The sequence below is a fragment of the Nocardia sp. NBC_01377 genome, from assembly GCF_045040005.1.
Taxonomy (GTDB): Bacteria; Actinomycetota; Actinomycetes; order Mycobacteriales; family Mycobacteriaceae; genus Nocardia; species Nocardia noduli.
In genome coordinates, this window is the sequence record NZ_CP109566.1 from 5,296,152 (window position 1) to 5,322,845 (window position 26,694).

25 protein-coding genes are annotated in these 26,694 nt (G+C 67.2%); 8 read left to right on the top strand and 17 right to left on the bottom strand.

Annotation, left to right across the window (positions count from 1 at the left end):
- Positions 1-9: 9 nt before the first annotated feature.
- Positions 10-1,536: a flavin-containing monooxygenase gene (locus OG225_RS24335; RefSeq protein ID WP_405177420.1), complete on the bottom strand. Its 1,527-nt coding sequence runs from the start codon at positions 1,534-1,536 to the stop codon at positions 10-12.
- 433 nt (positions 1,537-1,969) lie between these two features.
- On the opposite strand from OG225_RS24335, the gene OG225_RS24340 reads away from it, so the two are divergent.
- Positions 1,970-4,081, top strand: coding sequence for a Scr1 family TA system antitoxin-like transcriptional regulator (locus OG225_RS24340; RefSeq protein ID WP_405177421.1), 2,112 nt, complete (start codon positions 1,970-1,972; stop codon positions 4,079-4,081).
- Positions 4,082-4,084: 3 nt separating this feature from the next.
- On the opposite strand, the gene OG225_RS24345 is transcribed toward OG225_RS24340, so the two are convergent.
- Entirely contained in the window at positions 4,085-4,897 is an 813-nt protein-coding gene (locus tag OG225_RS24345; RefSeq protein WP_109529608.1) for an ABC transporter permease, read from the bottom strand.
- Positions 4,894-5,706, bottom strand: coding sequence for an ABC transporter permease (locus OG225_RS24350; RefSeq protein ID WP_405177422.1), 813 nt, complete (start codon positions 5,704-5,706; stop codon positions 4,894-4,896). Before OG225_RS24350 ends, OG225_RS24345 begins: the two co-directional genes overlap by 4 nt.
- A gap of 217 nt (positions 5,707-5,923) precedes the next feature.
- Here OG225_RS24350 and OG225_RS24355 point away from each other — a divergent pair, with 217 nt between their 5' ends.
- Positions 5,924-7,333, top strand: a complete 1,410-nt coding sequence (locus OG225_RS24355) for an APC family permease (RefSeq protein ID WP_405177423.1) — start codon at positions 5,924-5,926, stop codon at positions 7,331-7,333.
- An 82-nt stretch (positions 7,334-7,415) separates the two neighbouring features.
- Complete coding sequence (locus OG225_RS24360; protein ID WP_405177424.1) at positions 7,416-7,907, top strand: hypothetical protein; 492 nt, start codon at positions 7,416-7,418, stop codon at positions 7,905-7,907.
- On the opposite strand, the gene OG225_RS24365 is transcribed toward OG225_RS24360, so the two are convergent.
- Both OG225_RS24365 and OG225_RS24370 read right to left on the bottom strand, forming a co-directional pair.
- Positions 7,904-8,377, bottom strand: coding sequence for a hypothetical protein (locus OG225_RS24365; protein WP_405177425.1), 474 nt, complete (start codon positions 8,375-8,377; stop codon positions 7,904-7,906). The two genes, OG225_RS24360 and OG225_RS24365, sit on opposite strands and share 4 nt — an antisense overlap.
- A 126-nt stretch (positions 8,378-8,503) precedes the next feature.
- Positions 8,504-9,262 (bottom strand): SDR family oxidoreductase, encoded by a 759-nt coding sequence (locus OG225_RS24370; protein WP_405177426.1) that lies wholly within the window; start codon positions 9,260-9,262, stop codon positions 8,504-8,506.
- A gap of 69 nt (positions 9,263-9,331) precedes the next feature.
- Here OG225_RS24370 and OG225_RS24375 point away from each other — a divergent pair, with 69 nt between their 5' ends.
- Both OG225_RS24375 and OG225_RS24380 read left to right on the top strand, forming a co-directional pair.
- On the top strand, positions 9,332-9,682 hold the full coding sequence (locus OG225_RS24375; protein ID WP_405177427.1) for a winged helix-turn-helix transcriptional regulator: 351 nt from the start codon (positions 9,332-9,334) through the stop codon (positions 9,680-9,682).
- A 66-nt stretch (positions 9,683-9,748) separates the two neighbouring features.
- A complete protein-coding gene (locus OG225_RS24380) occupies positions 9,749-10,255 on the top strand; it encodes a peroxynitrite isomerase (RefSeq protein WP_216910906.1) in 507 nt (168 codons plus the stop codon).
- A gap of 15 nt (positions 10,256-10,270) precedes the next feature.
- Here the strand turns inward: OG225_RS24380 and OG225_RS24385 are convergent, their stop codons facing one another.
- From OG225_RS24385 to dxr, 5 genes are all read right to left on the bottom strand, one after another.
- Positions 10,271-12,067, bottom strand: a complete 1,797-nt coding sequence (locus OG225_RS24385; RefSeq protein ID WP_405177428.1) for a penicillin-binding transpeptidase domain-containing protein — start codon at positions 12,065-12,067, stop codon at positions 10,271-10,273.
- 109 nt (positions 12,068-12,176) lie between these two features.
- Complete coding sequence (locus OG225_RS24390) at positions 12,177-13,040, bottom strand: GNAT family N-acetyltransferase (RefSeq protein WP_308165291.1); 864 nt, start codon at positions 13,038-13,040, stop codon at positions 12,177-12,179.
- 102 nt (positions 13,041-13,142) lie between these two features.
- On the bottom strand, positions 13,143-14,297 hold the full coding sequence (gene ispG / locus OG225_RS24395; protein WP_216910780.1) for a flavodoxin-dependent (E)-4-hydroxy-3-methylbut-2-enyl-diphosphate synthase: 1,155 nt from the start codon (positions 14,295-14,297) through the stop codon (positions 13,143-13,145).
- 184 nt (positions 14,298-14,481) lie between these two features.
- The gene (locus OG225_RS24400) at positions 14,482-15,681 is read right to left on the bottom strand and encodes a M50 family metallopeptidase (RefSeq protein ID WP_405177429.1); all 1,200 of its coding nucleotides are present in this window, start codon (positions 15,679-15,681) and stop codon (positions 14,482-14,484) included.
- Between the two features lie 203 nt (positions 15,682-15,884).
- A complete protein-coding gene (gene dxr, locus OG225_RS24405; RefSeq protein ID WP_405177430.1) occupies positions 15,885-17,024 on the bottom strand; it encodes a 1-deoxy-D-xylulose-5-phosphate reductoisomerase in 1,140 nt (379 codons plus the stop codon).
- Between the two features lie 107 nt (positions 17,025-17,131).
- On the opposite strand from dxr, the gene OG225_RS24410 reads away from it, so the two are divergent.
- Positions 17,132-17,401, top strand: coding sequence for a DUF2631 domain-containing protein (locus OG225_RS24410; protein WP_216910776.1), 270 nt, complete (start codon positions 17,132-17,134; stop codon positions 17,399-17,401).
- A gap of 64 nt (positions 17,402-17,465) precedes the next feature.
- Here OG225_RS24410 and OG225_RS24415 read toward each other — a convergent pair whose 3' ends face one another.
- Complete coding sequence (locus OG225_RS24415; RefSeq protein WP_405177431.1) at positions 17,466-18,392, bottom strand: LysR family transcriptional regulator; 927 nt, start codon at positions 18,390-18,392, stop codon at positions 17,466-17,468.
- A gap of 103 nt (positions 18,393-18,495) precedes the next feature.
- Here OG225_RS24415 and OG225_RS24420 point away from each other — a divergent pair, with 103 nt between their 5' ends.
- A complete protein-coding gene (locus tag OG225_RS24420; RefSeq protein WP_216910772.1) occupies positions 18,496-18,909 on the top strand; it encodes a DUF5997 family protein in 414 nt (137 codons plus the stop codon).
- Positions 18,910-18,994: 85 nt separating this feature from the next.
- Here OG225_RS24420 and OG225_RS24425 read toward each other — a convergent pair whose 3' ends face one another.
- The 3 genes from OG225_RS24425 to rlmN all read right to left on the bottom strand — a co-directional run bounded on the left by OG225_RS24425 (position 18,995) and on the right by rlmN (position 23,591).
- Positions 18,995-20,767 carry a protein kinase domain-containing protein gene (locus OG225_RS24425; RefSeq protein ID WP_405177432.1) on the bottom strand — a complete coding sequence of 591 codons (1,773 nt, stop codon included), beginning with the start codon at positions 20,765-20,767 and terminating at the stop codon, positions 18,995-18,997.
- A 143-nt stretch (positions 20,768-20,910) separates the two neighbouring features.
- Positions 20,911-22,401, bottom strand: a complete 1,491-nt coding sequence (locus OG225_RS24430; RefSeq protein WP_405177433.1) for an ATP-binding protein — start codon at positions 22,399-22,401, stop codon at positions 20,911-20,913.
- A gap of 80 nt (positions 22,402-22,481) precedes the next feature.
- On the bottom strand, positions 22,482-23,591 hold the full coding sequence (gene rlmN / locus OG225_RS24435; protein ID WP_216910766.1) for a 23S rRNA (adenine(2503)-C(2))-methyltransferase RlmN: 1,110 nt from the start codon (positions 23,589-23,591) through the stop codon (positions 22,482-22,484).
- A gap of 122 nt (positions 23,592-23,713) precedes the next feature.
- Here rlmN and OG225_RS24440 point away from each other — a divergent pair, with 122 nt between their 5' ends.
- Positions 23,714-24,031 (top strand): lipopolysaccharide assembly LapA domain-containing protein, encoded by a 318-nt coding sequence (locus tag OG225_RS24440; protein ID WP_405177434.1) that lies wholly within the window; start codon positions 23,714-23,716, stop codon positions 24,029-24,031.
- Positions 24,032-24,052: 21 nt separating this feature from the next.
- Here the strand turns inward: OG225_RS24440 and OG225_RS24445 are convergent, their stop codons facing one another.
- The 3 genes from OG225_RS24445 to pyrH all read right to left on the bottom strand — a co-directional run bounded on the left by OG225_RS24445 (position 24,053) and on the right by pyrH (position 26,607).
- Entirely contained in the window at positions 24,053-25,189 is a 1,137-nt protein-coding gene (locus tag OG225_RS24445) for a phosphatidate cytidylyltransferase (RefSeq protein ID WP_405177435.1), read from the bottom strand.
- A gap of 81 nt (positions 25,190-25,270) precedes the next feature.
- Positions 25,271-25,828, bottom strand: a complete 558-nt coding sequence (gene frr, locus OG225_RS24450) for a ribosome recycling factor (protein WP_216910760.1) — start codon at positions 25,826-25,828, stop codon at positions 25,271-25,273.
- Positions 25,829-25,878: 50 nt separating this feature from the next.
- On the bottom strand, positions 25,879-26,607 hold the full coding sequence (gene pyrH, locus OG225_RS24455; protein ID WP_109529622.1) for a UMP kinase: 729 nt from the start codon (positions 26,605-26,607) through the stop codon (positions 25,879-25,881).
- Between the last annotated feature and the right edge of the window lie 87 nt (positions 26,608-26,694).

The window sequence follows — 26,694 nt, forward strand, 5'->3', positions numbered from 1 at the left end:
TACCGATGGCTAGGACCGGCGGTCGCTCTGCTCGGCGTCCGTCCTCACGTTCGACGCGATGCCGGTACCGGCCGGGACCACGGTGAACGCGTCCGCCGGATGATGCGCGAGCATGCGCGCGAAACTCCGCGTCGTCCCCGGCCACGGATTGACCACGCGGCCGTTGGCGTGTTTGAACCAGCTGTCGACCGAGCCCGACCAGATCGTCTTCGCCATCGCCCCCTGTAACCAGGTACGGTACCGCGCCATCGCCGTCGCGCCGACCTCGATCGCGGGAGCGCCGATCTCCTCGCGCCAGCGCAGGCATTCCATGATGTAGCCGATCTGGTACTCCTTCATGGTGGGATTGCTCCCCGCGGGTGTGAAGGAATTCGGTCCGGCGATGAGGAACGCGTTCGGGTATCCGGGCACGGCCAATCCCATGAAGGCGTCCGCACCGTCGGACCACTGTTCCTGGAGCACCTGTCCGCCGCGACCGCGGACCGAGATCGGCACCATGAACTCCGCGGCCCGAAAGCCGGTGGCGTAGATGAGGATATCCGCGCGGCGGTGCGCGCCGTCGACGGTCTCGACACCGTCGGCGACGATGCGCTGGATGGGGTCGGTCACGAGTTTGACGTTGTGGCGGGCCAGCGTCGCGTAGTAGGCATTGTCGAAGATGATCCGTTTGCCACCGATCGGGTAGTCCGGCGTCACCGCCGCGCGCAGCCCCGGATCGGTGACCCGGCGATGCAGGTACGCGCGCGCGAACCATTGCGCGGGCCGCGCCGACCAGCCGCGATGCATGATCGGCGCGAGCAGGGTGTCCGCGCCCCGGTGCAATGCCCTGCGGTAGACCTGATGCGCGCCAGGCACGTGCAGCGCCAGTCGCGACACCGGACCGAATTCGCGTGCGGGTTTGGGCAGCAGCCACTGCGGCGTGCGCTGGTAGACATGCACGCGCCCGGCGATCCGCGCGATCTGGGGCAGCAACTGCACCGCGCTGGAGCCGGTGCCGATCACCGCGATATCGCGGCCACGCAGATCCCGGTGGTGATCCCATCTCGCGGTGTGGAATGCCGGACCCGCGAACAGATCCCGCCCCGGGATAGTCGGGATGTAGGGCCGGTGCAACTGGCCGAGCGCGAAGATCACCACTTCGGCGCGGATCGTCTCGCCGTCGGTGGTGGTGAGTTCCCAGCGCGCGAGATCCTCGAGATAGGTCGCGCGCGACAGCGCCGAGTTCAACCGCAGATGCGGGGTGAGGCCGTGGTCGTCGGCGACCTGACGCAGGTACGACAGAATCTGCTCCTGGCCCGGATACCGTTGCTTCGCACTGCGATACGGGGCGAAGGAGAACGAGTAGAGATGTGAGGGCACATCGCAGTCGCAGCCGGGATAGGTGTTCTCCCGCCACACACCGCCGACCCGGTCGCCCTTCTCGAGGATGACGAAATCCTCGTACCCGGCCCGCTTCAGCGCCACCCCCATACCGATCCCACCGAATCCCGCGCCCACTACCGCCACTTTCAGGTCAAGCACCACGTCGACGTCCAACCTCTCTCATTCAGTCAACATTCAGCAATCTCTATTCGCGTGGCAAGCCCGAATGGATTGATTGCGATATGAAAACGGCACTGAATCGAATAAACCTAGCTAGAGACAGGGAAATTCGATAGCGATCGGAATGTCTTCAGTCATGCGAAAACCGAACACGAGGAATTGTTGCGCAGTGTTTCAGATTGCCGAATAGCTATAGCAGATATTCAGCTAATCAGACCCGACCGGTCGGTAATCCGAACCCGCGTCGCGACGCCGAACCCTCACGATCCATGTGATCAGAGCTTCGCTGAAGGACAAGCTATCTACATGGATCGATTATGCGATATGTTACTGACAGTTCTTGTTCTCTGGACGGCGTCGTCCGGGACGGCGACCGACCGGACACGGTCACGCCGCGAGCCCGCGACGTCGGGATAGGTGTGGCCGCATGCGTTTATCCGCCCCGATCACCGCGTCGACCCTGATCGCGGTCGGCGTCGTCGTCTCGGGTTCCGTACCCGCGACGGTGATTTCGGCGCCCCGCGACATCGCGGGCGCGGCCACGGCGGCGAGCGCGACCGCCGCGCCCGAGGGATCGGCGGACACCGCCGTCGGACTGCTGCCCGTGGTGCCGTACTCGCCGCGCACCCTGCACGCGATAGCCCCCGCCGACGACCGGACGCCGACGGGAACCGCCGTCTCGCTGCACGAGATCGCCCTGTCCGAACACACCGGGGCGCTGGGTATTCCGGAGATCGTGCTCGCGGCCTATCGCAATGCCGAACTCGCGATGGCATCGTCGAAACCCGGCTGCGGACTGACCTGGAACCTCCTCGCCGGCATCGGACGGATCGAATCCGGGCACGCTTTCGGCGGGCGCACCGATGCCGCGGGCACCACGACGCAGCCGATCCTCGGCCCCGCGCTGGACGGCACGCTGCCCGCCAACGAGATCATCGCCGCCCCCGGCGGCGGGTACGTGCGCGCGCTCGGGCCGATGCAATTCCTGCCCGGAACCTGGGATCACTACGCCGCCGACGGCAACGGCGACCGAATTCGGGACCCGCACAACGTCTTCGACGCCGCGCTCGGCGCCGGGCAGTACCTGTGCTCGGGCGATCTCGACCTGCGCGATCCAGCCCAGGAATCGCGAGCGGTCCTGCGCTACAACAATTCGAGATCCTACGCCGCGGACGTACTGAGCTGGTCGGCGGCCTACCGGACCGGTGGCGCGCCGAGCCGGGTCACCATCGCCCCGGATCTCGTCACGCCGGGGCACGATGCCACCCGCGCCGGGGCCGGACGTGTTCGCGACCCGCGCCGTGCGGGCCGATCGCCCGCTGCCGCTGGAACCGATGACCGAGACCAGCGCACCGGTCCGCGCGACGCCGCCGCTGGTGACCATGCCCGGCGTCACCGTCGAATGCGGAATCCTCTGTGCCCCGGTCCGGCCCGACCCTGTCGATCCACCCGCCGTGCGCGCACCCGAGCAGCCGCCGTTCCGCCTCGAGGAGCAGCAGCCGCACGAGCGGGAACGACCCGCGCCGCCCGCCACCCATCAGCCGAGCATCACGCTGCCGTTCGGCGTCGTCGTCCCGCTGCCGATGCCGCAGACCTGATCCCGGTATCCGAGCGCCCATGTGCCGACCCGATTTCCGGCCCGAATGCCACGCGAGGTGAAAGGATTGGCGACATGGCAGGCAAGCGCACCGTTCTCACCGCCGGTCTACGCCGCTTGGCCGCTTTGCTGACCGAGATGCGCGACGGCGTCGGACTCAGCAAGGAAGAGGTCAGCGGCCGAACCGGTATCAATGTCACCACCCTGTACCGGATCGAGCAGGCGCAGGCCCGCCCGCAACGGCGCACCCTGATGACGCTTCTCGACCTGTACGCCATCGACCCGGACAAGCGCCGATACGTCATGGACCTGCTCTCGGACGCGCAGAAACCCGGGATGTCCCGGCCTTACGAAGACAATTTGTCCGAGGTCTACTCCGCGTACATCAATTTCGAATCCGCGGCACTGTCCGCGCGGCACTACGAGACCTCCTACATTCCGGGTCTCTTGCAGACCCCGCAATACGCGAGCGCCGTCATCGATACTTCGATGCCGAAGCTCGAGGCGGCCGTCACCGAAAGTAAGGTGTCGGCGCGAATGAGCCGGGGCAGCGTGCTCACCAAGGCCGAGCCCTTGGAGCTGTGGGTGGTGCTCGACGAGGCCGCTATCCGCCGGGTCGTCGGCGGGCACGAGGTCATGCAGGGCCAGCTGAAGCAGCTCATCGAACACAGCAAGATGAATAACATCATCCTGCAAATACTTCCGTTCGAAGCAGGTGCGCACCCCGGCATGCTCGGATCGTTCACACTCCTCGATTTCCCCCAACCCGACGACCCCGAACTGGTGTATGTCGAAGGGATCACGGGCGACGCGCTGATCGAGGGTCACCTCGAGATCCGGCGCTTCGGTGTGATCTTCGACCAACTGCGTGCCATGGCGTTGAGCCCGCGCGATTCCATCGCCCATATCGAGAAGGTCGCCGAGGACAGGGAGAGGGCCTGAGCCTCAGGCGCGACTGGCACGCCGGTAGCCGAACACCGCGGGTATCGCGAACACCACGATCGTGCCGAGCGACCACGCCGTGGTGGCCAACAGCGGCCCACGCACCGGACCGCCCGCCGACAACCCGCGCATCGCGTCGATGGCATGGCTCATCGGCTGGTTCGCGACGATCGGCTGCGCCCACCCCGGGTAGGCGGCCAGCGGCACGAATCCGGTGCTGAAGAACATCAGCAGCGACGATCCGAGCGAGATGGCCTCGACCAGGGCGGCCTTGGCGGAATAGGTGGCGACGGCCGTGACGAGAGTCGCGAATCCCAAACCGAACATCAACGGCACACCGAACAGCGCGACGCCCGCGAGGAACCCCTGCTCGAATCGGAAGCCGAGCGCGGTGCCCACCGCGAACATGACCGCGGTGCACAGCAGGATCCTGACGCCTTCGGCCAGGATCCGCGCGGCGAGTCCCGACGCGCGGTGCACCGGCAGCACCCAGAATCGGGCGAGCAACCCGTCGTCGCGTTCGCGTCCGAGCGTCACCGCACCGGCGAGAGATCCCGACATCACCCCGACCAGGGCGACCATCGGCACCGACCCGTAGAGCGCGTTCATCCCCGACGCCGCCGAGATCTGCTTGCCGAGGACCGTATTCAGCATGACCAGCAGCAGCGCGGGAAAGATCAGCGACTGGACGACGGTGAGCGGATCGCGCCACCAGCGCAGCAACAGCCGCTGCGTCTGGATCAGCGTCTGCGGCACCACCAGGCGCAAGGTCTCCGTCGGCCCGGAGGCCCTCGGCATCTGCGATGTCACTGTCATCCCGACCTCCGCATCACGATGACGGCCGCCCATCCGGCGAACGCGACCAGCAGGCCGCACGCCCAGGCCAACCCGGGACCGAGCACCTCCCAGCCGACCACGCCCGCGTTGCCGGACGGATCACCCGCCAGCGCCCGCAGGGCGTAGACGAACTGGGAGATCGGCTGGTTGCGCGCGAACCCCTGCAACCAGGAGGGAAACTGTTCGGCCGGGGCGAATCCGGTCGAGACCATGCCGAGGATGAGCTGGGGCATGATCAGCAACTGGGTGGTCGCCTCCGGACTCTTCGACAACGTGCCGATCACATCCGCGCCGAGAGAGAACGTCAGCGCGATGAACAGCGCGAACGCCAGGAATCCCAGCGTATCCGCCGCGGTCCCGTAGAAGCGCACCCCGATGACGAACCCGCACACCACCGCGGCCGCCAGCGCGAGACCCCCGCGATAGGTGGCAGCGGTCAGCCGGGCCGTCAACGGCAGCGCCAAGGGCATCGGCAGCGATCCGAAACGCGCGTTGAGCCCGTCCCGCGCGTCCGTCGCGGCACGGAACGCCGCGGCCGAGGCGCAGAACGCCACCGATTGCATGACGATCATCGGCATCAGGAACTGCGCGTAACTGCTCAGTCCGTGTCCGTACAGGTTCATCACTGTGTTCAACGGGACGTAGAACCCGATGGTGAACACCGTCGGCGCCGCGACGGCCGTCAGTACCTCACCGTTGCGGACCGACTGCCTGATCAACCGGCTGGCCAGCACCCACCATTGCGCCACCGCCGGAAGCCGCGGCCCGGCGCGCTGATCACTGGTCATCTGCACCTTCCCATCCTGTCCGAGAGACGTCCCGGCATCCGGTGGATCGCTCGGAGGCGAGATGCCGGAGAATGCGCTGATCTTCGGAGGAACGCGACAGAGACGGGAGCGGTTCACGCCGAGACGGTTTCGTTGCGCGCGCGGTCACCGACCGCGACTGGTTTGCGAGAGAAATGGGTATCCCCACAATCTGTTCACGACCTGTAGGAGACACCGTATGGCCGACGTGACCGCCGGTTCGGGAACCACGCCCGAACCGGAACTGAAACGGGTGATGGGCCCGGGGCTGCTGTTGCTGTTCATCATCGGCGACATCCTCGGTACCGGCATCTACGCGCTCACCGGCAAGGTGGCCAATCAGGTGGGCGGGGCGGTGTGGGTGCCGTTCCTCGTCGCGTTCCTGGTCGCGTTGGTCACCGGGTTCAGCTACCTGGAGCTGGTGACGAAATATCCGCACGCCGCGGGCGCCGCGCTCTATACGCACAAGGCGTTCGGCGTCCACTTCCTCACCTTCATGGTCGCCTTCACCGTGATGAGTTCGGGAATCACCTCGGCAGCCACCGCGTCGCGCGCCTTCGCCGCGAATTTCGCCGAGGCCTTCGAGTTCGATCTGAGCACCGGGATCGGCGTCACCCTCGTCGCGCTCGCCTTCATCCTCGTCGTGGCGGCGATCAATCTGCGCGGCGTCGCCGAGGGCGTGAAACTCAATGTCGTGCTCACCTGCGTCGAGTTGAGCGGGTTGCTGATCGTCATCGTCATCGGGTTGTGGGCGCTTGGTTTCGGCAACGGTGATTTCGGGCGCATCGTCGAATTCGACACCGGCGACCGCAGCGCGCTCGGCGGCGTCATCGTCGCCACCACGCTGGCCTTCTACGCGATGGTCGGCTTCGAGGATTCGGTGAACATGGCCGAGGAGTGCAAGGAACCGAGCCGGATCTTCCCCAAGGTCCTGCTGGCGGGACTACTGCTCACCGGCCTGATCTACGTCGTGGTGTCGATCACCGCGATCGCGCTGGTCCCCGCCGAGGAACTCGGACAGGGCGATACGCCCCTGCTGAAGGTCGTCGAAGCGGGAGCACCGGGTTTCCCGACGCATATCTTCGCGTTCATCACCATGTTCGCCGTCGCCAATTCGGCCCTGATCAATATGCTGATGGCCAGCCGCCTGCTCTACGGCATGGCACGCCAGGGCGTCATCCCGCGTCCGCTCGGCGCGGTGCACGCCTACCGCCGCACCCCGCATCTGGCCATCGCGTTCACCACGGTGCTGGCGCTGGGACTGATCCTGTTCGTCGGCGAGGTGCCCGAACTCGGCGGAACCACGGCACTGCTGCTGCTCACCGTCTTCACCATCGTGAACGTGGCGGTGCTTGTGCTGCGCCGGGACACCGTCGAGCACAAGCATTTCCGCACGCCGACGGCGCTGCCCGTGGTCGGCGCGATCACCTGCGGATTCCTCGTGACGCCGTGGACGGATCGCAATACCGATCAGTACGTCATCGCGGGGATACTGCTCGCCATCGGCGCTGCCCTGTGGGTGGTGAACTACCTGGTGATCCGGGTTTCGCACGGCGAAAGACCTGCCGCCGAGGCGGTTCCGATACCGGAACCCGAACGGGAGGAATGACCGAACGGCCCGACGCGGCGCGGCGGTCATGTCCGAAATGCGGAGATGACGCCGCGCAACCGGATGGGTAAGGTGGGCCCGGATGACCAGCATGGAAGCACGCATCGGTGACGCGACCCGGGCGGTGCCCCTCCCCTATCCCTGGAATGTGAACGCCTATCTCGCCGCGGTCGCGGCCCATCGCGGACGCTCGATCTCGCTGCGCCAGGTTCCCTCGGAAATGCTCGCGGAGCGGGGTTGTCGCGGCAAAGGGCTGTGGATCGCCCGCAATCACGACGACATCATCGTCTACGACGCCGACGCCACCGAACGCAATGCCGACCACATCATCCTGCACGAGATCGGCCATATGCTGCTCGGCCACGGGAGATCCGAGGACGAGCCGACCGCGCCGTTGCCGACGACGCTCGCGGCCCTGCTCCCGTCGCTGTCGATCCAGCACGCGCTCGGCCGTGGCGAATTCGGCGCCGAACGCGAACAGGAGGCCGAGGTCTTCGCCGATATGACCATGGTCTACGCGACCCTTCCCCGGAAGAAGGGACGCGGCATGCGGATCTTCGGACGCGGTCGCTAGGAGGCGTCCGGGACCCGGTGGGTGCCCGCGCACAGGCCGTCCACCAGATCCTGGTAGGCGTCGGCCAATTCGTACACTCGCGACCACGCGGTGTCGACCACCGAATCCGGCGCGTAGGCCAACGTCACGCAGACCTGGGTGACGCGTTCGGCGAGCCGGTCGACCACCTGTCCTACCGTCGCGTCGAAGGTGCCGACCTCGTGATAGGGAACCGGGGTCGTCAACGTCATCCATCGGTCGATGCTGCGCACCAGTTGTAGCCGCCGCCGATCGATCCCCTCGGCCTCGGACAATGGTGTGCGCTCACGGATCTCGTGCAGACGCGCGAGTTGGCCCGCGGCGTCCAGCATCGGATGACCGTCGTGGGTCAACCCACCGCACACCGCGACAACCATTTCCTTGCCCGGCACCAGCCAATGATCGCCGGTACCACTCATCGCCCGCGTCGCCCGTTCATCGGTCTCCGACATCAACAAATCGTCTCCTAAATGTGACCGAACGCGTACCGGAAACCCAGCGGACAACCCGTTCGTCCCCCATGTCCGCCCCGTCGGAACCACGAATCGCGGGAATTCGAGGTATGGGACGCTCGATCGTCAGGTAGCCGAAAGTGCCAGGTAGTCGGGTCCGCCGACGTATACGGTGTGCCCCGACTCCGCGACGCCTTCGGTCGCGGCGGCCACGGCGGCGGCGAATTCGGCCACGGTCGGCAGTTCGCCGTGTTCCTTGCGCGCCGACACCGCGTCCGGATTCCTGCGCTCCAGCAGTCGGACGATGATGGTGCCGTCGATCATGTCCCCCGACACCACGCGCAGATCGACACCGTGCGCGGCCAGTCGCGGGATCATCGCGCGCAGTTCGTCCTCGCCCGCGCGTTTGCTCGCCGCGATGGGCTCGTAGTCGGCGGGCACCGGTTTGCGCCCGTGGAAGTGGGCCTGATGGCTGGTGACGAAGACGACCCGGCCGCCGGATCGCAGGAACGGCAACGCCGTTCGCACCAATCGCCGCTGCGCGTCGCGATTGATCGCCATCGCGTATCCGGGGGCCGCGTCGCGTTCCAGCCCGCCCGAGGCATTGAGTACCAGTACGTCCAAGCCGCCGAATTCGGCGACGACCCGGTCGATCAGGGTGCGCGCGGCGTCGGGTTCGGCGATATCGGCGCCCGCGACCGACGCGCTGCCGCCCGCCGCCGCGATCTGCTCGGCGAGGTCGTCGGCGCGTTTGCGCTTCTCCCGATAGTTGATGACGACGTGGTCGCCGCGTGCCGCGAGAACGCGCGCCGTTTCCGCGCCGATTCCCCTGGAAGCTCCCGTGATCAGGACGATCCGCCGTCCCGTGTTGTCCGTCGTACCCACCCTCGGCCCTCCTGTCGTCGGTCGACCCATGGCAATGCTTCTGAATCAGAATCACTATCGTAGTTCGAAATGAGAAGCGCAAGCGGAGCCAAACCGCCGAGGGGCCGTGCCGACCCGGCCGACGAACCGGTGCTGGCGGTCATGGAGCTGCTGAGCCAGCGGTGGATGATGCGCGTGCTCTGGGAGTTGGAACCGGCGCCGCTGGGCTTCCTGGAGTTGCGTCGCCGCATGGGGCAGTGCTCGTCGAGTGTGCTCTCGGTCCGCCTGCACAATCTCCAGACCTCGGGGTTGATAGTGAAAACGCCCGGCAAGGTCTACGAACTGACCGCGGCGGGCACCGAACTCGCCGCGGCCATGCGACCGCTCTGGACATGGTCGCGGAGCTGGGCGGCGAGGCCGGGCCGGGAGCAGTCCGAGTAATCCGATAAAACGGACAGGTTCGGCCGACTCCGCGTTCAGGGGGCGACCGGGGCCGCCGTGCGCAGTATGCTCTCGCGCGTGGTACCTCAACCGTCCGTCGCCCCCCATCCGGATATCGCACCGCTGGCGCCGCTGCTCGGAATCTGGCGCGGTGGCGGGCACGGCGTGTACCCGACCATCGAATCCTTCGACTACCTGGAGGAAGTGCGGTTCGGCCACCTCGGCCGCCCCTTCCTCACCTATCGGCAGCGCACCCGCGCCGCCGACGGCAGCAGACCGATGCACGCCGAAACCGGTTACCTGCGCTGCCCGAGCCCCGACCACGTCGAATTGATCCTGGCCCACCCGACGGGGATCACCGAGATCTGCGAAGGCGGGCTCGTCGTCAGCGACGGCTCGCTGCGGATGGAATTCGATTCGACCAGCATCGGGCGCAGCAGCACCGCGAAACTGGTCACCGCGCTGGGCCGGTCGTTCACCCTCGCGGGCGACACCATCGACTACACCCTGCGCATGGCCGCGGTCGGCGAACCGTTGACCCACCACCTCGCGGCCACGCTGCGCCGGGCCTGAGACTCCCGGACTCGATCAGTAGTCCGGCGGTAGCATCGCGAACATATCCCGGGTCACGCCCACCGCGTTGTCGGAACTGCCGCCCCTGACCAGCAGCGTGGCGAAGGCGATATCGCCGCGGTAGCCGACGAACCACGAATGCGATCCGCCTTCGACCTCGGCTTCCCCCGTCTTGCCGTACACCTCGCCCTGATCGACGATCCGTTCGGCGGTACCGCCGGTGACGACCTTGCGCATCATCAGCCGCAATCCGTCGATGACCTCCGGGGTGAGCGCGGCCCGATCACCGTCGACGACGGTGGGCCGACCGGCGATCAGATACGGCACCGGCGCGGTGCCCCTGGCGATCGTCGCGGCCATCACCGCCATGCCGAACGGGCTCACCACCACCTTGCCCTGGCCGATACCGTCCTCCGCGCGCTGCACCAGATCGTCGGCGGGCGGCACCGAACCCGACGCGGTCGGCAACCCGACCACGGAATAGCCGGGGCCGACCCCGAGTTTGGCGGCGGTGTCGTGCAGAGCGGAGCCGGGCAATTCGCTGGCGAGTTCCGCGAAGGAGGTATTGCAGGAACGTTCGTAGGCGGTCGCCATGGGCACGCTGCCGACGCCGAACAGGTTGTAGTTGGGGATGGTGCGCTCACCGATCGTGATTCGGCTCGGACACGGCAGTATGGTGTCCGGGGTGGCCAGACCTGTCGACATGGCCGCGGCGGCGGTCACGGTCTTGAAGACCGAACCCGGCGGATACTGTCCGATCGTCGCCACCGGACCGTCACGGTCGGCCGCCTTGTTCTGGGCCACGGCGAGCACCGCGCCGGTGGAGGGTTTCAGCACCACCATCATGGTCTGCTCGGTGGGCACGTCGACGGCCCGCTGCGCCGCCGCCTGCACGAACCGGTCGATACTGAGCGCGAACGACGGGGCGGGCTGGGACGGAACCTCTTTCAGCACGTCGGTGTCGACGCCGTTGGAGTTCATGGTGACCACGCTCCACCCCGCCTTGCCGTCCACCTCCTCGATCACCGTCTTGCGCACCTGCGCGAGCAGATCGGGAGCGAACCCACGCTCGGTGGGTACCAGATCCCATTCCTGGGTCAGCGTCACGCCGGATAGACCGAGCAACTGGGCGCCGACCTCGCCGTATTCGACTTCGTCGAGCAGCGCCACGGTATAGGTGCCGTCGGCGGCACGCGCGGAGCGCAGGATGTTCTCGGGGGTCAACCGCTCGTCGAAACGGAACAGGGCCGCCGCCAACGCGTTCGACACCGAATTCGCGTCCGTCGCGGTCGCGGCCCGAAACGCCACCCGGGTGACCTTGCCCGGCACCATCACATCACTGCCGGAGGATTCGTTGACGCGCGCGCGTGGCGCCGGATTCGCGCGCAGCACCATGGTCTGGGTATCACCGAGGCGGGGATGGATATCCGAGGACGCCCAGCGCACCACCCAGCGACCGTCGCTGCGCCCCATCTGCAATTGACCGGTGTAGCGCCAGATCCGATTCTTGGGCAGTTTCCACTCGTAGGTGTATTCGACGGTCGCGGTGTCGTCGCTGACCCTGGCCGCGCCGGTCTCGGCGGTCATGGATTCGGCCTGCAATTTCGTCCAGGCCGAATCCATTGCGGCAGCGGCCTTCTCGGGGACGGTGGTGAGGCGCGCGGCCCGATCGACATCGTGGTCGGCGAACGCGGCGACGAAGGCGTCGGCGGCGGGAACGGGGCCCTGCGAGCCCGCGGAGCAGCCTGTCGCGCCTGCGGCCGCGATGCCGAACGCGATGATCGCGGGCGGAACGAGCATGCGGGTCCACATCGACACCGATCGTATAGCCAACAATCGGCAAACATCCGCGAAATACGCGGATTTCGTGTCGACACGCGGCAAATCGGTGTCGGTGTGCCGCGATTCGGTCGCGCGGGATTCAGTCGAGCAGGACCGTGGCGAACGTCGCGATCTGGCGGAACCCCACGCGGCCGTATGCCCGCCTGGCCACCCGGTTGTAGTCGTTGACGTACAGACTCGCGGTCCGGCCCGACGCGACGATCGCGGAGGCGATCGCGGCGGTGCCCGCGGTGCCGAGGCCGTGGCCGCGATGGTCGGGATGCACCCACACGCCCTGGATCTGGCCGGTGCGCCGGGACAACGACCCGACCTCGGCTTTGAAAACCACCTCGCCGTCATCGAAACGCGCCCAGGCGCGACCCGATTCGATCAGGCTCTGGATCCGTCGCCGGTAGCCGCGACCCCCGTCGCCCGCGCGCGGGTCGATACCGACCTCCTCGATGAACATCGAGATCGCGGCGACGAGGTAGCGGTCCAACTCGTCGGGTCTGGCCCGACGCACTTCCGGATCCGGTGTGGTCAGCGGCGCTTCGGCGAGTGCGAGCAGCGGCTGTTCACCGCGTAGTTCGCGGGCCGGGCCCCACCGGTGCGCCAACATCTCCCACAGCGGTAGCGCCAGTTCCTGCCTGCCGACCACCGAGGAACAGATCCGGGGCCAGCGCGCGGCGCGGTCGGCGAAGGCCCGCAGGGCCGCCTGGTCACCGAGCAACGGAACGAGATTGGCGCCGGAGAAGCACAGGGACTCGCTCGGGCCGCCTCGGCTCCACAGTTCACCGGTCCCGGCGCGCGCGTCGAGACCGAATTCCTGTAGTCGGGCCGCGACCATGCACGACGCCACGGGATCGGTGTCGAGGACACGGAGAACCTGTGCCAGATCTCGGTTCGCCAGCTGACGCGCGGGGGCGAATTTCGCCCGTCGCGTCGGCTCGAGCAGACTCCGCACATCGACAGCCTGCCATGAAAACCGCGACTGCGGTATGCGCATCCGAAAAGAACTTTTTCCGTGGCGTGGCCACGCGACCCGCGCGCGGCCACATTTCCGGACTCAGCCGACGGTGACCACCGGCTCACCCGACGCTTCTTCACCCATCTGCTCCGCGATTCGCAGGGCTTCCTCGATGAGGGTCTCGACGATCTTCGCCTCGGGCACCGTCTTGATGACCTCACCCTTGACGAAGATCTGGCCCTTGCCGTTACCGGAGGCGACACCGAGATCGGCCTCGCGCGCTTCGCCAGGACCGTTCACCACGCAGCCCATCACGGCGACGCGCAGCGGCACCTCCATGCCTTCGAGCCCCGCCGACACCTCGTTGGCCAGCGTGTACACGTCCACCTGTGCGCGTCCACAGGACGGACAGGAGACGATCTCGAGTTTGCGCGGGCGCAGATTCAGCGATTGCAGGATCTGCCCGCCGACCTTGATCTCCTCGGCGGGCGGCGCGGACAGCGAGACCCGGATGGTGTCGCCGATGCCCTCGCTGAGCAACGCGCCGAACGCGACCGCGGATTTGATCGTGCCCTGGAACGCCGGACCGGCCTCGGTGACGCCGAGGTGCAGCGGGTAGTCCGAGCGCGCCGCCAACTGTCGGTAGGCCTCGACCATGATCACCGGATCGTTGTGCTTGACCGAGATCTTGATATCGCCGAACCCGTGTTCCTCGAACAGGCTCGCCTCCCACAGCGCCGACTCGACCAGCGCTTCCGGGGTGGCCTTGCCGTACTTCTCCAACATGCGCTTGTCCAGCGAGCCCGCGTTGACGCCGATGCGGATGGGGATGCCCGCCGCGCCCGCCGCCTTGGCCACCTCGCCGACGCGGCCGTCGAACTCCTTGATATTGCCGGGGTTGACCCGTACCGCCGCGCAGCCCGCGTCGATCGCGGCGAAGATGTAGCGCGGCTGGAAGTGGATATCGGCGATCACCGGGATCTGCGATTTGCGCGCGATCGTGGCGAGCGCGTCGGCGTCCTCCTGCCGTGGGCAGGCCACGCGGACGATATCGCAGCCGGACGCGGTCAGTTCCGCGATCTGCTGGAGCGTCGCGTTGACGTCGTGGGTTTTGGTGGTGGTCATCGACTGCACGGAGATCGGGTGGTCGCTACCGACACCGACACCGCCCACCATCAACTGGCGGGTCTTTCGGCGGGGCGCGAGAACGGCCGCCGGTGCGGCGGGCATCCCCAATCCGATTGTGCTGGTCACTTTCGGCTGCCTTCTTTCCTGCGTTCCCTGAGCGTGATTCTGTGAGCGTGCCGTTCGCCTGCCAAGCTTAGTCGCGCATTTCCCGACGTCGCCCTGTGAGAGCGATGACATGCGTGCTGACAGGCCGGTGTCCCCCCGTTGCCCACGTGGAATCGATCACGGTCGGGCCGCGAGGGGGTACCGATCAGAAGAGTTTGACCGGATTCACGATGTCGGCGACCAGGGTGAGCACCATGTAGGCGCCGCCGATCACCACCGCGACGTAGGTCAAGGGCAAGAGTTTGAGGTAGTCCACCGGCGCGCCGGGGGCGAGTCCCTTCCAGCCACGGATGGAGTTGCGGATCTTCTCGTACAGCACGACCGCGATATGGCCGCCGTCCAGCGGCAGCAGCGGCAGGATGTTGAACGCGCCGAGGAAGAAGTTCAGGCTGGCCAGCATCAGGATGAAGACGCTCCACAGCCCGCGTTCGGCGGTCTCGCCGCCGATGCGGCTCGCGCCGTACACGCTGATCGGCGCCTCCGGATCGCGCTCGCCACCGGTGACCGCGGTCCACAGCGCCGAGACCTTCTGCGGCATCTGGGCCAGCGACTGGAAGGTGCGAACGAACATGTCGCCGGTGAACGCCACCGAGGCCGGGACCGCCGCGAGCACGCCGTACTGCACCGGCTCGTAGAAGTCGGCGCCGACACCGACCGCGCTGACCTCCCTGCCGGGCCCGCCGTCTGCCGGGTAGCGCATCACCCGGACCGGATCGACCGGGATGGTGAGCGTCTGTCCGTCGCGATCGACGGTGTAGCTGAAGGGGCCGGTCTGTTTCTGGGTCTCGGCCTGGAACTCCTTCCAGGTGTCGACCGGCACGCCGTTGACCTTCACGACGACATCGCCGCGTCGCAGGCCCGCCAGTTGCGCCGGTCCGGTGCCGGTACACGGCTGGGTGGTGCCGTCGGGGTTCTGCTGCGGAACGCAGCCCATCGTGCCGAGCGCGGTGGCGGGCGGCTGATCGAAACGCGGGAGTCCCCAGCCGATGGCCAGCACGGCGACCAGCAGGAAGCCGAGCAGGAAGTTCATCGCGATACCGCCGGACATGACGACCAGGCGTTTCCAGGTGGACTGCCGGTACATCGCGCGGTCCAGATCTTCCGGCGCCAGTTCGTCGAGCGCCGTCATTCCCGCGATATCGCAGAAACCGCCCAGCGGCAGCGCCTTGAGGCCGTATTCGGTCTCACCGCGCTGGAACGAGAACACCTTGGGGCCGAAGCCGATGAAATAGCGGCGCACCTTCATGCCGGTCGCCTGTGCGGTCCACATGTGCCCGCATTCGTGTAGCGCGATCGAAATCGTGATACCGAGGGCGAACAACGCGAAACCCAACGCGAACACCATTGATGTACAGCCCTCCTGCGTTACGCAGCTCGCCTCGACACGACCGCCGGTCGGCCGCGATCATCGACCACGCCCGCATCCGGTTCCGGCCGCGAACACCCGACCACAGTAACCGGACGCAGACCGACCTCACGTCACAGTCTGCCAGGCGCGGCAGGCTCCGGACGCCCGAGCGCCGGTCGACACCTCGAGAGCGACCGTGATCACGCGCTGATCAGCGCACCGGCGTATTCGCGCGCCCAGCTGTCCGCGGCGAGTACATCGGCGAGCGATTCGGGTTCGGCGCGCCACCGCGACGCCGCCTCGACCGCCCGCACGACGGTACGCACGACTTCCGGGAAGCGGATATGTCCGTCGAGGAACGCCTGCACCGCGACCTCGTTGGCCGCGTTGTACACGGCGGTGACACTGCCGCCCGCCTCACCGGCCTGCCTGGCCAGGTCGATCGCGGGGAAGACCTCGGTGTCGACGGGTTCGAAGGTCCACGTCGACGCCGTGCCGAAATCACACGCGGCCGCCGCCCCCGGCACCCGGTGCGGCCAGCCCAGGGCGAGGGCGATGGGCAACTTCATATCGGGCGGGCTGGCCTGGGCCAGGGTCGAACCGTCGGTGAAGGTGACCATCGAGTGCACGATCGACTGCGGGTGCACGGTGACATCGATCCGGTCGTACGGGATGCCGAACAGCAGGTGCGTCTCGATCAGTTCCAGGCCCTTGTTCACCAGTGACGCCGAGTTCAGGGTGTTCATCGGGCCCATGGACCAGGTCGGATGCGTTTTCGCCTCCTCCGGGTTCACCGATTCCAGCATCTGCGCGGTCCACCCGCGGAACGGGCCGCCGGACGCGGTGAGAACGAGCCGGTCCACTTCCTCGGCGCGCCCGCCACGCAGACATTGCGCCAGTGCCGAATGTTCCGAATCGACGGGGACGATCTGGCCCGGCGCCGCCGCCCGCGTCACCAGCGACCCACCGGCGACCAACGACTCCTTGTTCGCCAGCGCCAATCGGGTCCCCGATTCCAGGGTCGCCAGGGTCGGGCCGAGACCGAGCGAGCCGACCAGCGCGTTCAGCACCACATCGGCCTCGGTGCGACGCACCAGTTCGGTGGCCGCGTCCGGACCGCCGAGTTCGACATCGAGCGCCCGCGCGGCCGCGGGATCGGCGATCGCGACGTTGCGAGTTCCGGTCGCGGCCATCTGCGCGGCGAACAGTTCGGCGTTGCCGCCGCGCGCGGCCAGCCCGACCACCTCGAACTTGTCGGGGTTCGCGGCGATCACCTCGAGCGCTTGGGTGCCAATGGATCCGGTGCTGCCGAGCAGCAGAACTCTCACGATGTCGGACACCGGCCCATTGTGGCAGGGTCGCTGGCTACGACGGACGGTCGTATGCCACGATATCGGTGAAGTACCCGGAATCGGGATCACCCCGAACCTCGAGCTAAGGAGCGATCGTGGCCGCCACGGAACTCGAACCCGCCAACACCGAGCGCGCCCTCGTCTCCCATGTCGATACCGCCGAAGTTCCTTCGGCCGCGTGGGGCTGGAGCGGTGAGTCGCCGCGCACCTTCAAGATCGCCGCCGTCGTCGTCGCGATCATCCTGCTCGCGATGCTCGTCGGCAATCACAAGGGCCGCGTCGAGGACATCTTCCTCGTCGGCTTCGCCGTCGCCCTGCTCGGCATCGTCGGCTACGACAAGATCCTGTCGCGCAAACCTCGCTGACTCCGATCGCCCCCACGTCGCCGCCCCGCTCCACGCGAGGGCGGCGTTCGTGTTTCCTCCTGGCTCAGCGACCGCGGCGCTTCACCGGCTTCTTCTTGGCAGAATGCTTTGCCGGAGAAGGCTTCTTGGCGGCGACACGCTCGGTCCGGGCCGGGCGAGCGCGAGGTGATTCCGGCGCGCGGGAGCTGTGCGCGGAGCGACCGCGCACGATACCGATGAATTCCTCGACCAGATCGGTGGTTCGGTCCGCGGGCCAGGCCAGGGCGATCTCGGTATCGGGGGCATCGGTCACCGTGCGGTAGACGAGGTCGCGGCGGGCGTGCAGGCGGGCGATGGAATGCGGGACGACGGCGTGGCCGACGCCCGCGGCGACCATCTCCAGGGTGACCGCCGCGTCATCGATCGCGTGGGTCTCCTGCATCCGCTCGTCGGCCAAGTCGGCCGTGCTGACCTCGGTGAACACCGAGATCGGGTGATCCTTCGGCACCACGACCACCGGCACCTCCCGGTAGAGTGGAATCGCGTTGAGGCCGTCCCGATCGATCGGGAGGCGAACGAAGCACATGTCGACGCGGTCCTCGCGCAGCGCGTCCTCCTGGTCGGCCGCCGTCAGCGCGACCACCCGCAGCGGGGTCTCCGGGAAACGTTCACCCCAGATCCTGGTCCACTTGGACACCGTCACCCCGGGCGCGAAGCCGACGCGCAACCCGGCGTCGGTGTCCGGAGCCTGTTGCGCGGCCGATGCTTCGGCGGCGTCGATCAACCCGGGAGCCGCCGCGAGGAATTCGCGCCCGTCCTCGGTCAGTTCGGTCGGCTGGGCTCCCGGCACGAACAGTTTCGTGCCGAGTTCCTCTTCCAGATCGAGGACGGTGCGACTCAGCCGCTGCCGGGAGGTGTTCAGCGATTTCGCCGCCCGCGCGAAATGCAATTCCTGGGCGACCGCGGCGAACCAGCGCACGCGAGTCACGTCGATCGAGTCGAACCGGCTCATTGCATGAAGGTTAGCCGCTTCGACCTGCGGCGAATCGGACAGGCCGCGTCGAGGTCGGCCCGCGGTGGCGAAAGGTTCGCGCGGCGTCGATTAAACTCGCCGGGTGAGCCAGGAGAAGAAACCGCAGACCATGAAGCCGCTGACGGCGGCGAACAAGCTCGGCATCTACCTCCCCGCGACCCCCGAGGAATTCCGCGCCGCCGAGATCTCCCGCGCCGACCTGGAGAAATTGCGCACCGATCCGCCCGAGTGGCTGACCGAACTGCGCAGCAACGGGCCCTTCCCGCGCGATGTCGTCGCTCGCAAACTCGGTATATCCAACAGTGGATTGGCTCGCGCCGACGTCGCCGACGCCATGACCGCCGACGAGATCGAGACACTGCTCGCCGATCCGCCCGCCTGGCTCGTACGTGAGCGCGAAACGCATGCCGCCACGCGCGCGGAGAGCGAACGCGTCAAGGCGAGGGATGCCGAGCGCAGGGCGGCGACCAACCGTCCGGCCAAGAATCGCGGCTGATACGCGGGGTACCCGCCCGGGCCATCTCCGACTGCCGGGCGGTCGAGAACCGGGCCACGTACCCCGGTGGAGCGGTCCGAACGGGTCAGCTGAATGGGGCGGATTTCACCTCCTCGACGAGTTCGTCCATATCGCCCGACCCGAGCCCGAAGGTTGCTATCCAGCGAGCACGTGACGGGTCGTCGAACGTCGAGACGATCATCGGATGATCGTCGAGGGCGTAGCCGCCGTTGTACATCACCCGGTGGTCGGTGCGAGTGCCGGTGGTGCTGGTTCCCAGATCGTCGGTCACGGCCTGGAACGCGCTCAATGCCCGCCGCGCCGCGTCCTCGGATTCATAGGCGTAGAAGGTATAGGCCAACGTGGTGCCACTTCCCAACAGGCACTCCCACCGCGCACGCCAGTGGTCCAACGCGGCCTTGTCTCCCGTCTTGGACCGCCAGTCGTTCCATTTCGCCGCGGGTGAGCAGGTGGCGCCTTCGTACCCCGTGCCCGTGTCACGATTACCCGCGGGCAACATCCGCGGGAAGGCCGCGGACATCGCCGACAGATCCTGGTGGCCTTTCGAACGGCCCGTCAGTTGCGAGACCCAGGTGGTCTCGTCCTGCCACGCGAAGATGGCGCACCCCGCCAACAGTGCGCCGATGACGCCGAACACGGTGAGCACGATCGTCACACCGTTGCGCCGCCGGGGTGGGCGCGGGGCCGGAGGGCGAACCGGCGGCGGGCCGGGACGCACACCGCCGTGTGAGGGTCGAACGGCCTGGGGACCTCGAGCGGGGGCGCGCCCGGGAATCCGGTTCGGCGCTCCGACCATCGGCGCGTTCGGCGGCATCGGTGACGGGTGCCCCGGCACCGCATACCCCTGCCCCCACGCTCCGCCGCCGACAGGCGTGCCGCCGACTTCGCGCGGAGCGGGCGGATTTCCCGGACCCGCTCCTGCTTGCCGAGCGTGCGGGTCCACCGCGGGCACCGCCCTCGGCATCGACCGGCTCGGCATCGACCGTGACGCGGTCCCCGTCCGAGAACCGTTCCGGCTCAACGCCGCGTGCACCGCCGCCGCGAATTCGGCGCAGCTGTCGAAGCGCTCGGTCGGCCGTTTCGCGAGCGCGCGCCCGAGTACCGCGTCCAGTTCCGCGGGCAGGTCGGGTCGATGACCGGTGATCGGCGGCGGCGGTTTGCGCAGATGTCCTTCGATCACCTGCACCGCGTGCGGTGAATCGAACGGCACTGTCGCGCTCAGCAGCCAGTACAGCGTGCAGGCCAGTGAGTACTGATCGGTGCGATGGTCCAGATGCCCGCCGGTCAACTGTTCCGGTGCCGCGTAGGCCAGGGTGGCGGTGAAACTTCCGGTCTTGGTCAGGTGCCCGACATCCTCGCGTGGCCGGGCGATACCGAAATCGGTGAGCAGCACCCGTTCCTGGCCCGCGCCTCTGGCGAGCAGGATATTGCCGGGTTTCACATCGCGGTGCAGGACGTCCATGGCGTGCGCGTAGTCCAGCGCCGCCGCCGTCTCGGCGACGATCTGCGCGGCCCGCTGCGGCGGCAACGTGCGCGGATCGACACCGGAGGCGTCGACACCGTCGATGTACTGCATGGAGATCCACAGTTGCTCGTCCTCGACACCCCGGTCGAAGACGGTCACCAGATTGGGATGGTCGAGCCGCGCGACCAGATCCGCCTCCCGCTCGAACCGCGCGCGGATCTCGTCGTCGGAGAACAACTCCGGATTCAGCAGCTTCAACGCGGTCAGGCGCGGCAGCCTCGGATGCCGCGCCAGGTACACCGCCCCCATCCCGCCCTGCCCGAGCAGTCGCTGGATGGTGAAACCCGCGAACACCTCACCCTCGCGCAGCACCGGGTCATCCCCCTCGAGCGTTTCCGATCAGTTCCCCCGGCAGCGCACTGCCGCGTACGGCGGACCGTATCTGCCGCCCGTCGCGCACTGTACACCGCCCACACGCGACTCTCATCCGGTCGATCATCGCCCTCCGGACCGAATCATCCGTTCTTCGAACCGTACAATTGCCCGAGTCCGACCAACAGTACGTGCGGATCCCGCTCGGCTCGATCACGCAGCGCGTCACTGAATCCGGTGCCGCTGAAACAGGCCAGCCGACAATTCGATACGTCCACTCCGCCACCCGCCAACAGGTCACGGGCACGCACGAGTCGATCCACATGGCCGACGCCCATGGTCACTCCCCACTTCGCCTCGCCCATCATCGACACCGCCGCTTTCCGACCGCCACTGCCCGGCTGCACAACGGCCACATCGACCTGAATCTGCGTACGAGCCGCCGAGTCGGGAACGATTCCACAACCGACCTCCCCGAATCCGGCCTCCGATCCGAGCATTTCGATGCCGTCCCCGATCATGAACTCCCGACACATGGCCTCGAAATGCGGACCGGTGACCTGAGCGGCGAACCGCTCCCCCGATCTGGCCCACACCTGTTGTGCCTGGCCGTTTTCCAACCGCGCCCACGACGGACGCATCACGGCCTCGTAGAAGTTGATGAGCGGTTCGGTGATCCGGTACACCGATTTGCCCGCGCGGAACACGTCTTGCTCGCGCACCAACAGGTGGCAGTCCTCCAACACCGAGAGCGGGTGTGAGATGTCCACCGCCTTGCGGCCGATGTAACCGGCGATGCCGCCACGAGTGTTGTTGCCGTGGGCCACAGCGGCGAGCACCGAATGGTAGAGCGCGGTATCACGGATTTCGGCTTCTTCGGCCAACAGGTAGCGCGCCTCTCGAAACAGCGGACTCAGCGGCGACAGCACGGTGCGCGCCAACCACGGATCGAAGTCGGACAGCGTCGCGGGAACATCGTCGGCCAAGAACTGCCGTCGGTAAGCCGGTGTCCCGCCCAGCACGGCATGCAGTCGTACCGCCAACGCCGGGTCGGATCGCACCCCCCAGAACTCCGCGGCCTCGCGATACCCGAACGGGCGCACCACCATCTCCATCTGCGCACGCCCGCGCAGCGGCGCGGCACCGGCCGACAACCCGCCCATGACCGACATGGCGGACCCGCAGAGCAGCAACCGGACGCCGCTGGCCTCGACCTGGAACCGATCGATCTCCCGCTGGATCAAGGACGGCAGTTCCGGCACCGCTTTCACCAGGTACGAGAACTCGTCTATCACCACGAGTAGCGGCGCATCCGCGCGGTCGCGCGCCGCCAGACCGAACAGATAGACCACCGCGTGATCCCAGCTCTCGAACGAGACCGGCACCTCCGCTCCGGTGAATTCGGCGAGCGCGGCCCCGAACTGCCGCAAGGACTCCCCCGCCGTCGCGGTCGTCGCCCCGAAGTAGAACCCACCGACCTCCCCGACCAGCGCGCGCAGGAGATAGGTCTTTCCCATTCGCCGTCGACCGCTGACGATTCCCAGTTGCGCCGACGACGTCGTTCGCGTCGCGAACGATACGAGGCCGTCCCACTCCGCGAAGCGGCCGAATACGTGATGGGGCTTCGCGATCATCCAGGACCTCCCCGAGCGTTAGGACCATACCCCTAAGGAGTGTAGTCCTAACGCTCGGGACCCGTCCGAAGCGCAGGGAATCAGTTCTCGGCGGCGAGTTGGCCGCAGGCGGCGGCGATCTCCTGCCCGCGGGTGTCGCGCACGGTGCAGGGCACGCCCTGTTCGTTCACCCGGCGCACGAATTCCTGTTCGACCGGTTTGGGGCTGGCATCCCATTTGCTGCCCGGGGTGGGGTTGAGGGGGATGACGTTGACGTGGACGCGCGAGCCGAGGGCCTTGTGCAGTTTCCGGCCGAGCATGTCCGCACGCCACGGCTGATCGTTGATATCGCGGATGAGCGCGTATTCGATCGACACGCGGCGGCCGGTCTTGTCGGCGTAGTACCTCGCGGCATCGAGCACCTCGGCCACCGGCCACCGGCTGTTCACCGGAACCAGGGTGTCGCGCAATTCGTCGTCGGGGGTGTGCAGCGAGACCGCCAGCGTCACCGAGAGGCCCTCGTCGGCGAGTTTGCGGATGGCGGGAGCCAGCCCGACGGTGGAGACGACCACGCTGCGCTGGGAGATGCCGAGTCCGTCCGGGGCGGGCGAGGTGATGCGGCGGACGGCGTCGACCACCCGCTTGTAGTTCGCCAGCGGCTCACCCATGCCCATGAACACGATGTTGGACAGTCGCCCGGGGCCGCCGGCGACCTCACCGTCGCGCAGCGCCGCCGCGGCGGCGCGCACCTGGTCGACGATCTCGGCCGTGGACAGATTGCGCGTGAGCCCGCCCTGACCGGTCGCGCAGAACGGACAGGCCATACCGCACCCCGCCTGGCTGGAGATGCACAGCGTATTGCGGTCGGAATAGCGCATGAGCACGCTTTCCAGCAGCGTGCCGTCACCGGCGCGCCAGAGCGTCTTGCGCGTCTCCCCCGCGTCGCAGGTGATGTGTTTGACCACCGACAGCAGCGGCGGGAACAGCGCGGCGCCGACCTTCTCCCGCACCGGCGCGGGCAGGTCGGTCATCTGCTCCGGGTCGGCCTGCAACCTGGCGTAGTACTGCCGGGCGATCTGGTCGGCACGGAATTTGGGCAGACCCAGCGCCTCGACCGCCGCCTTCCGTCCGTCCGCGTCGAGATCGGCGAGATGCCGCGGGGGCATGCCACGGCGCGGGGCATCGAAAACGAGGGGCAGGGAGACGGTCATAGTCCACCCATTCTCTCATCAGCACGTCCGCGCGCACATTCAGGCCGAAGCGACCAGCGGGACATGGAGTTCGTCCAGGCGAAATACCCGCGTCGGCAATAGCCGTCGGCAATGATTCAGTCATGTCTACCAATGCCGACGATCTCCCCGACCCCGAAGCGTTCCAGCCACCGCAGACGCCGACGGTCACTTCGAAGAAGTCGATTTCCTCCCGCACCGGCTACGCGTGGGTCGGCTTGGTCGCGGGCGCGCTGATCCTGATCATCCTGCTGATCTTCATCCTGCAGAACCTGGAGAGCATCCGGGTCAGCCTGTTCTTCTGGCAATTCAATCTGCCGATCGGCGTCGCGGTACTGCTGTCGGTGATCGGGGGCGCGCTGGTGATGGCGCTGGTCGGCGGCGTGCGCATCATGCAGTTGCGGCGCGCGGCCAAGCACTAGCCCGCCGACTGTCCTCGCGGGTCAGATCAGGGTGGACAGAACCAGCCAGGAGACGAAGGCCGACGGCAGCATCGAATCCAGTCGGTCCATGATGCCGCCGTGCCCAGGCAGCAGCGTCCCCATGTCCTTGATGCCCAGTTCGCGTTTGATCTGCGATTCGATGAGATCGCCGACGGTCGCCACCACGACGAGACCGACGCCGAGTACGACACCGACCATCGAATTGGCCTGGAGCAGCAACGTCACCGTCAGGAGTCCGCCGATGACGCAGAACAGCAGCGATCCGCAGAACCCTTCCCAGGACTTCTTCGGGCTGATCGACGGCACCATCGGATGCTTGCCGAACAGCACACCGGCCACATAACCGCCGACGTCGGAGCACACGACCAGGATCATGAAGGTCAGCACCCGCAGATTGCCGTCGGGTTCGAGCAGCAGCAGGGTCGCGAAAGAGGCCAGCAGCGGGATCCAGGCGAGGGTGAAAACCGTGATCGCGGTGTCGCGCAGGAAATTTCGCGGCGCCGTCCGCAGTCCGTGATCGAAGAGCCGCCACACCATGCACACCAGCGCGGTTCCGGCGAACGCCCCGGCGACGCCGCTCGCCCCGTAGGGCCAGCCCAGCCAGAACACCGCCTGACCACCCACGATGAGCGGAATCCTCGGGACGAGGACATCGGCCTCGCGCAGCCGCTTGGCGACCTCCCAGGTCGCCACACCGACCGCCGTGCCCGCCACGGCGATGAACACCTTGGGAACGAACAGCAGGATCGCGATGAGCGACAGACCGAGGCCGAATCCGACCGCGAGCGCGGCGGGCAGATTGCGGCCCGCTCGCGAGCCCGAGGGGGCGGGCTGGGGTTCGGCCGCGTGACCGGGTTCGGCGACGACCGACTCGGTGGACGGTGCGGAGTCCCCGTCCGGAACGACCGGGGACGATTCGGCGGGCGCGAGAGCGGGCGGTTCGAGTGCGGGCGCCGCACCGAGATCGGCGGCCCGCTCCTCGCCGAGGGGTCCGGCGGTCGGCGCATCGCCGGAATGCCTGTACGGCGATTCAGGTGTGCCGTTCGCCGGCTTCGGCTCCTTCGCCGCACCGGTCGCGGCGGCTTTCTCGGCCACGATTGTCCCGTCGCTCAACTCGTCGTTCCGTTCGTCCCCCACTCGAGCATGTCCTCGGCTGTTACCGATCCGCGCGCACGCGGCGGCCGTGTCGTCCGGCCCGCCGCCCACACCCGTGATGCCTCAGACCTCGAGCAGTTCAGTTTCCTTGTGCTTGACCAATTCGTCGATCTGACCGACGTACTTCGCGGTGGTCTTGTCGAGCTCCTTCTCGGCGCGCCCGACTTCGTCCTCACCCGCCTCGCCATCCTTCTGGATCCGCGACAGTTCGTCCATGGCCTTGCGGCGCACGTTGCGGATCGAGACCTTGGCGTCCTCACCCTTGCCCTTGGCCTGTTTGGCCAGTTCACGGCGCCGCTCCTCGGTGAGCTGCGGCACGGAGATTCGGATGATGTCGCCGTTGTTGGTGGGATTGACCCCGAGGTCCGAATTCCGGATCGCGGTTTCGATCACATTGAGTTGCGACTGCTCGTATGGCTTGATGACCACCATGCGCGGTTCGGGCACCGTGATGCTCGACACCTGGGTGATCGGGGTCGGAGACCCGTAGTAGTCGATGACGATCCGGGAGAACATGCCGGGGTTGGCCCGGCCGGTACGGATGCTCCCGAGATCGTCCTTCGCTACCGAGACGGCTTTCTCCATCTTCTCCTCGGCATCGAAGAGCGCTTCATCAATCACGACCGTTTCCTCCACAGCGTCGTCATCGTCATGATCCGCGGGTAGCGGGGTCAGGACCGAACCAATGTGCCGATCTTCTCACCGGCGACCGCACGGGCGATATTGCCCTTCGTCAACAAATTGAACACCAGCATCGGCATCTGGTTGTCCATACAGAGACTGAAGGCGGTGGCGTCGGCGACCTTCAGACCGCGTTCGATCACCTCTTTGTGGGTGATCTCGGTGTACATGGTCGCGTTCGCGTCGACCCGGGGGTCCGCGTTGAACACACCGTCGACGGCCTTGGCCATCAGCACCACTTCGGCGCCGATTTCCAGCGCCCGCTGCGCGGCGGTGGTGTCGGTCGAGAAGTAGGGCATGCCCATCCCCGCGCCGAAGATGACGACCCGCCCCTTCTCCAGGTGGCGTTTGGCCCGCAGCGGCAGATAGGGCTCGGCGACCTGCCCCATGGTGATCGCGGTCTGCACGCGGGTCTCGATCCCCTGCTTCTGCAGAAAATCTTGCAGCGCAAGGCTGTTCATCACGGTGCCGAGCATGCCCATGTAATCGGAGCGAGCCCGATCCATGCCGCGTTCCTCGAGTTCGGCGCCGCGGAAGAAATTCCCGCCGCCGATCACCACGGCCACCTGGATGCCGTCCTCGACCACTTCGGCGATCTGCTCGGCGACCGTCTGCACGACATCCGGGTCGAGTCCGACGGTGCCTCCGCCGAACATCTCCCCACCTAATTTCAGAAGCACACGGCGATATCCTGGACGGTCGGTCCCGGGGTCCGTCATCGGTGCTCTTCTCCCTCGGTGCTGTGCCCGCTCGGCAGGCTCGGGTGTCAACGGTAATTCGGAGTGGTTTGCGCTACACAGAGCGCT

Bases quoted from the DNA above. Each gene is read 5' to 3' on its own strand.
- OG225_RS24340 (WP_405177421.1), top strand. From the start codon at position 1,970: ATGCGTTTATCCGCCCCGATCACCGCGTCGACCCTGATCGCGGTCGGC.
- OG225_RS24345 (WP_109529608.1), bottom strand. From the start codon at position 4,897: ATGACAGTGACATCGCAGATGCCGAGGGCCTCCGGGCCGACGGAGACC.
- OG225_RS24350 (WP_405177422.1), bottom strand. From the start codon at position 5,706: ATGACCAGTGATCAGCGCGCCGGGCCGCGGCTTCCGGCGGTGGCGCAA.
- OG225_RS24355 (WP_405177423.1), top strand. From the start codon at position 5,924: ATGGCCGACGTGACCGCCGGTTCGGGAACCACGCCCGAACCGGAACTG.
- OG225_RS24360 (WP_405177424.1), top strand. From the start codon at position 7,416: ATGACCAGCATGGAAGCACGCATCGGTGACGCGACCCGGGCGGTGCCC.
- OG225_RS24365 (WP_405177425.1), bottom strand. From the start codon at position 8,377: ATGTCGGAGACCGATGAACGGGCGACGCGGGCGATGAGTGGTACCGGC.
- OG225_RS24375 (WP_405177427.1), top strand. From the start codon at position 9,332: ATGAGAAGCGCAAGCGGAGCCAAACCGCCGAGGGGCCGTGCCGACCCG.
- OG225_RS24380 (WP_216910906.1), top strand. From the start codon at position 9,749: ATGCTCTCGCGCGTGGTACCTCAACCGTCCGTCGCCCCCCATCCGGAT.
- OG225_RS24385 (WP_405177428.1), bottom strand. From the start codon at position 12,067: ATGTGGACCCGCATGCTCGTTCCGCCCGCGATCATCGCGTTCGGCATC.
- OG225_RS24400 (WP_405177429.1), bottom strand. From the start codon at position 15,681: ATGGTGTTCGCGTTGGGTTTCGCGTTGTTCGCCCTCGGTATCACGATT.
- OG225_RS24415 (WP_405177431.1), bottom strand. From the start codon at position 18,392: ATGAGCCGGTTCGACTCGATCGACGTGACTCGCGTGCGCTGGTTCGCC.
- OG225_RS24430 (WP_405177433.1), bottom strand. From the start codon at position 22,401: ATGATCGCGAAGCCCCATCACGTATTCGGCCGCTTCGCGGAGTGGGAC.
- rlmN (WP_216910766.1), bottom strand. From the start codon at position 23,591: ATGACCGTCTCCCTGCCCCTCGTTTTCGATGCCCCGCGCCGTGGCATG.
- OG225_RS24440 (WP_405177434.1), top strand. From the start codon at position 23,714: ATGTCTACCAATGCCGACGATCTCCCCGACCCCGAAGCGTTCCAGCCA.
- pyrH (WP_109529622.1), bottom strand. From the start codon at position 26,607: ATGACGGACCCCGGGACCGACCGTCCAGGATATCGCCGTGTGCTTCTG.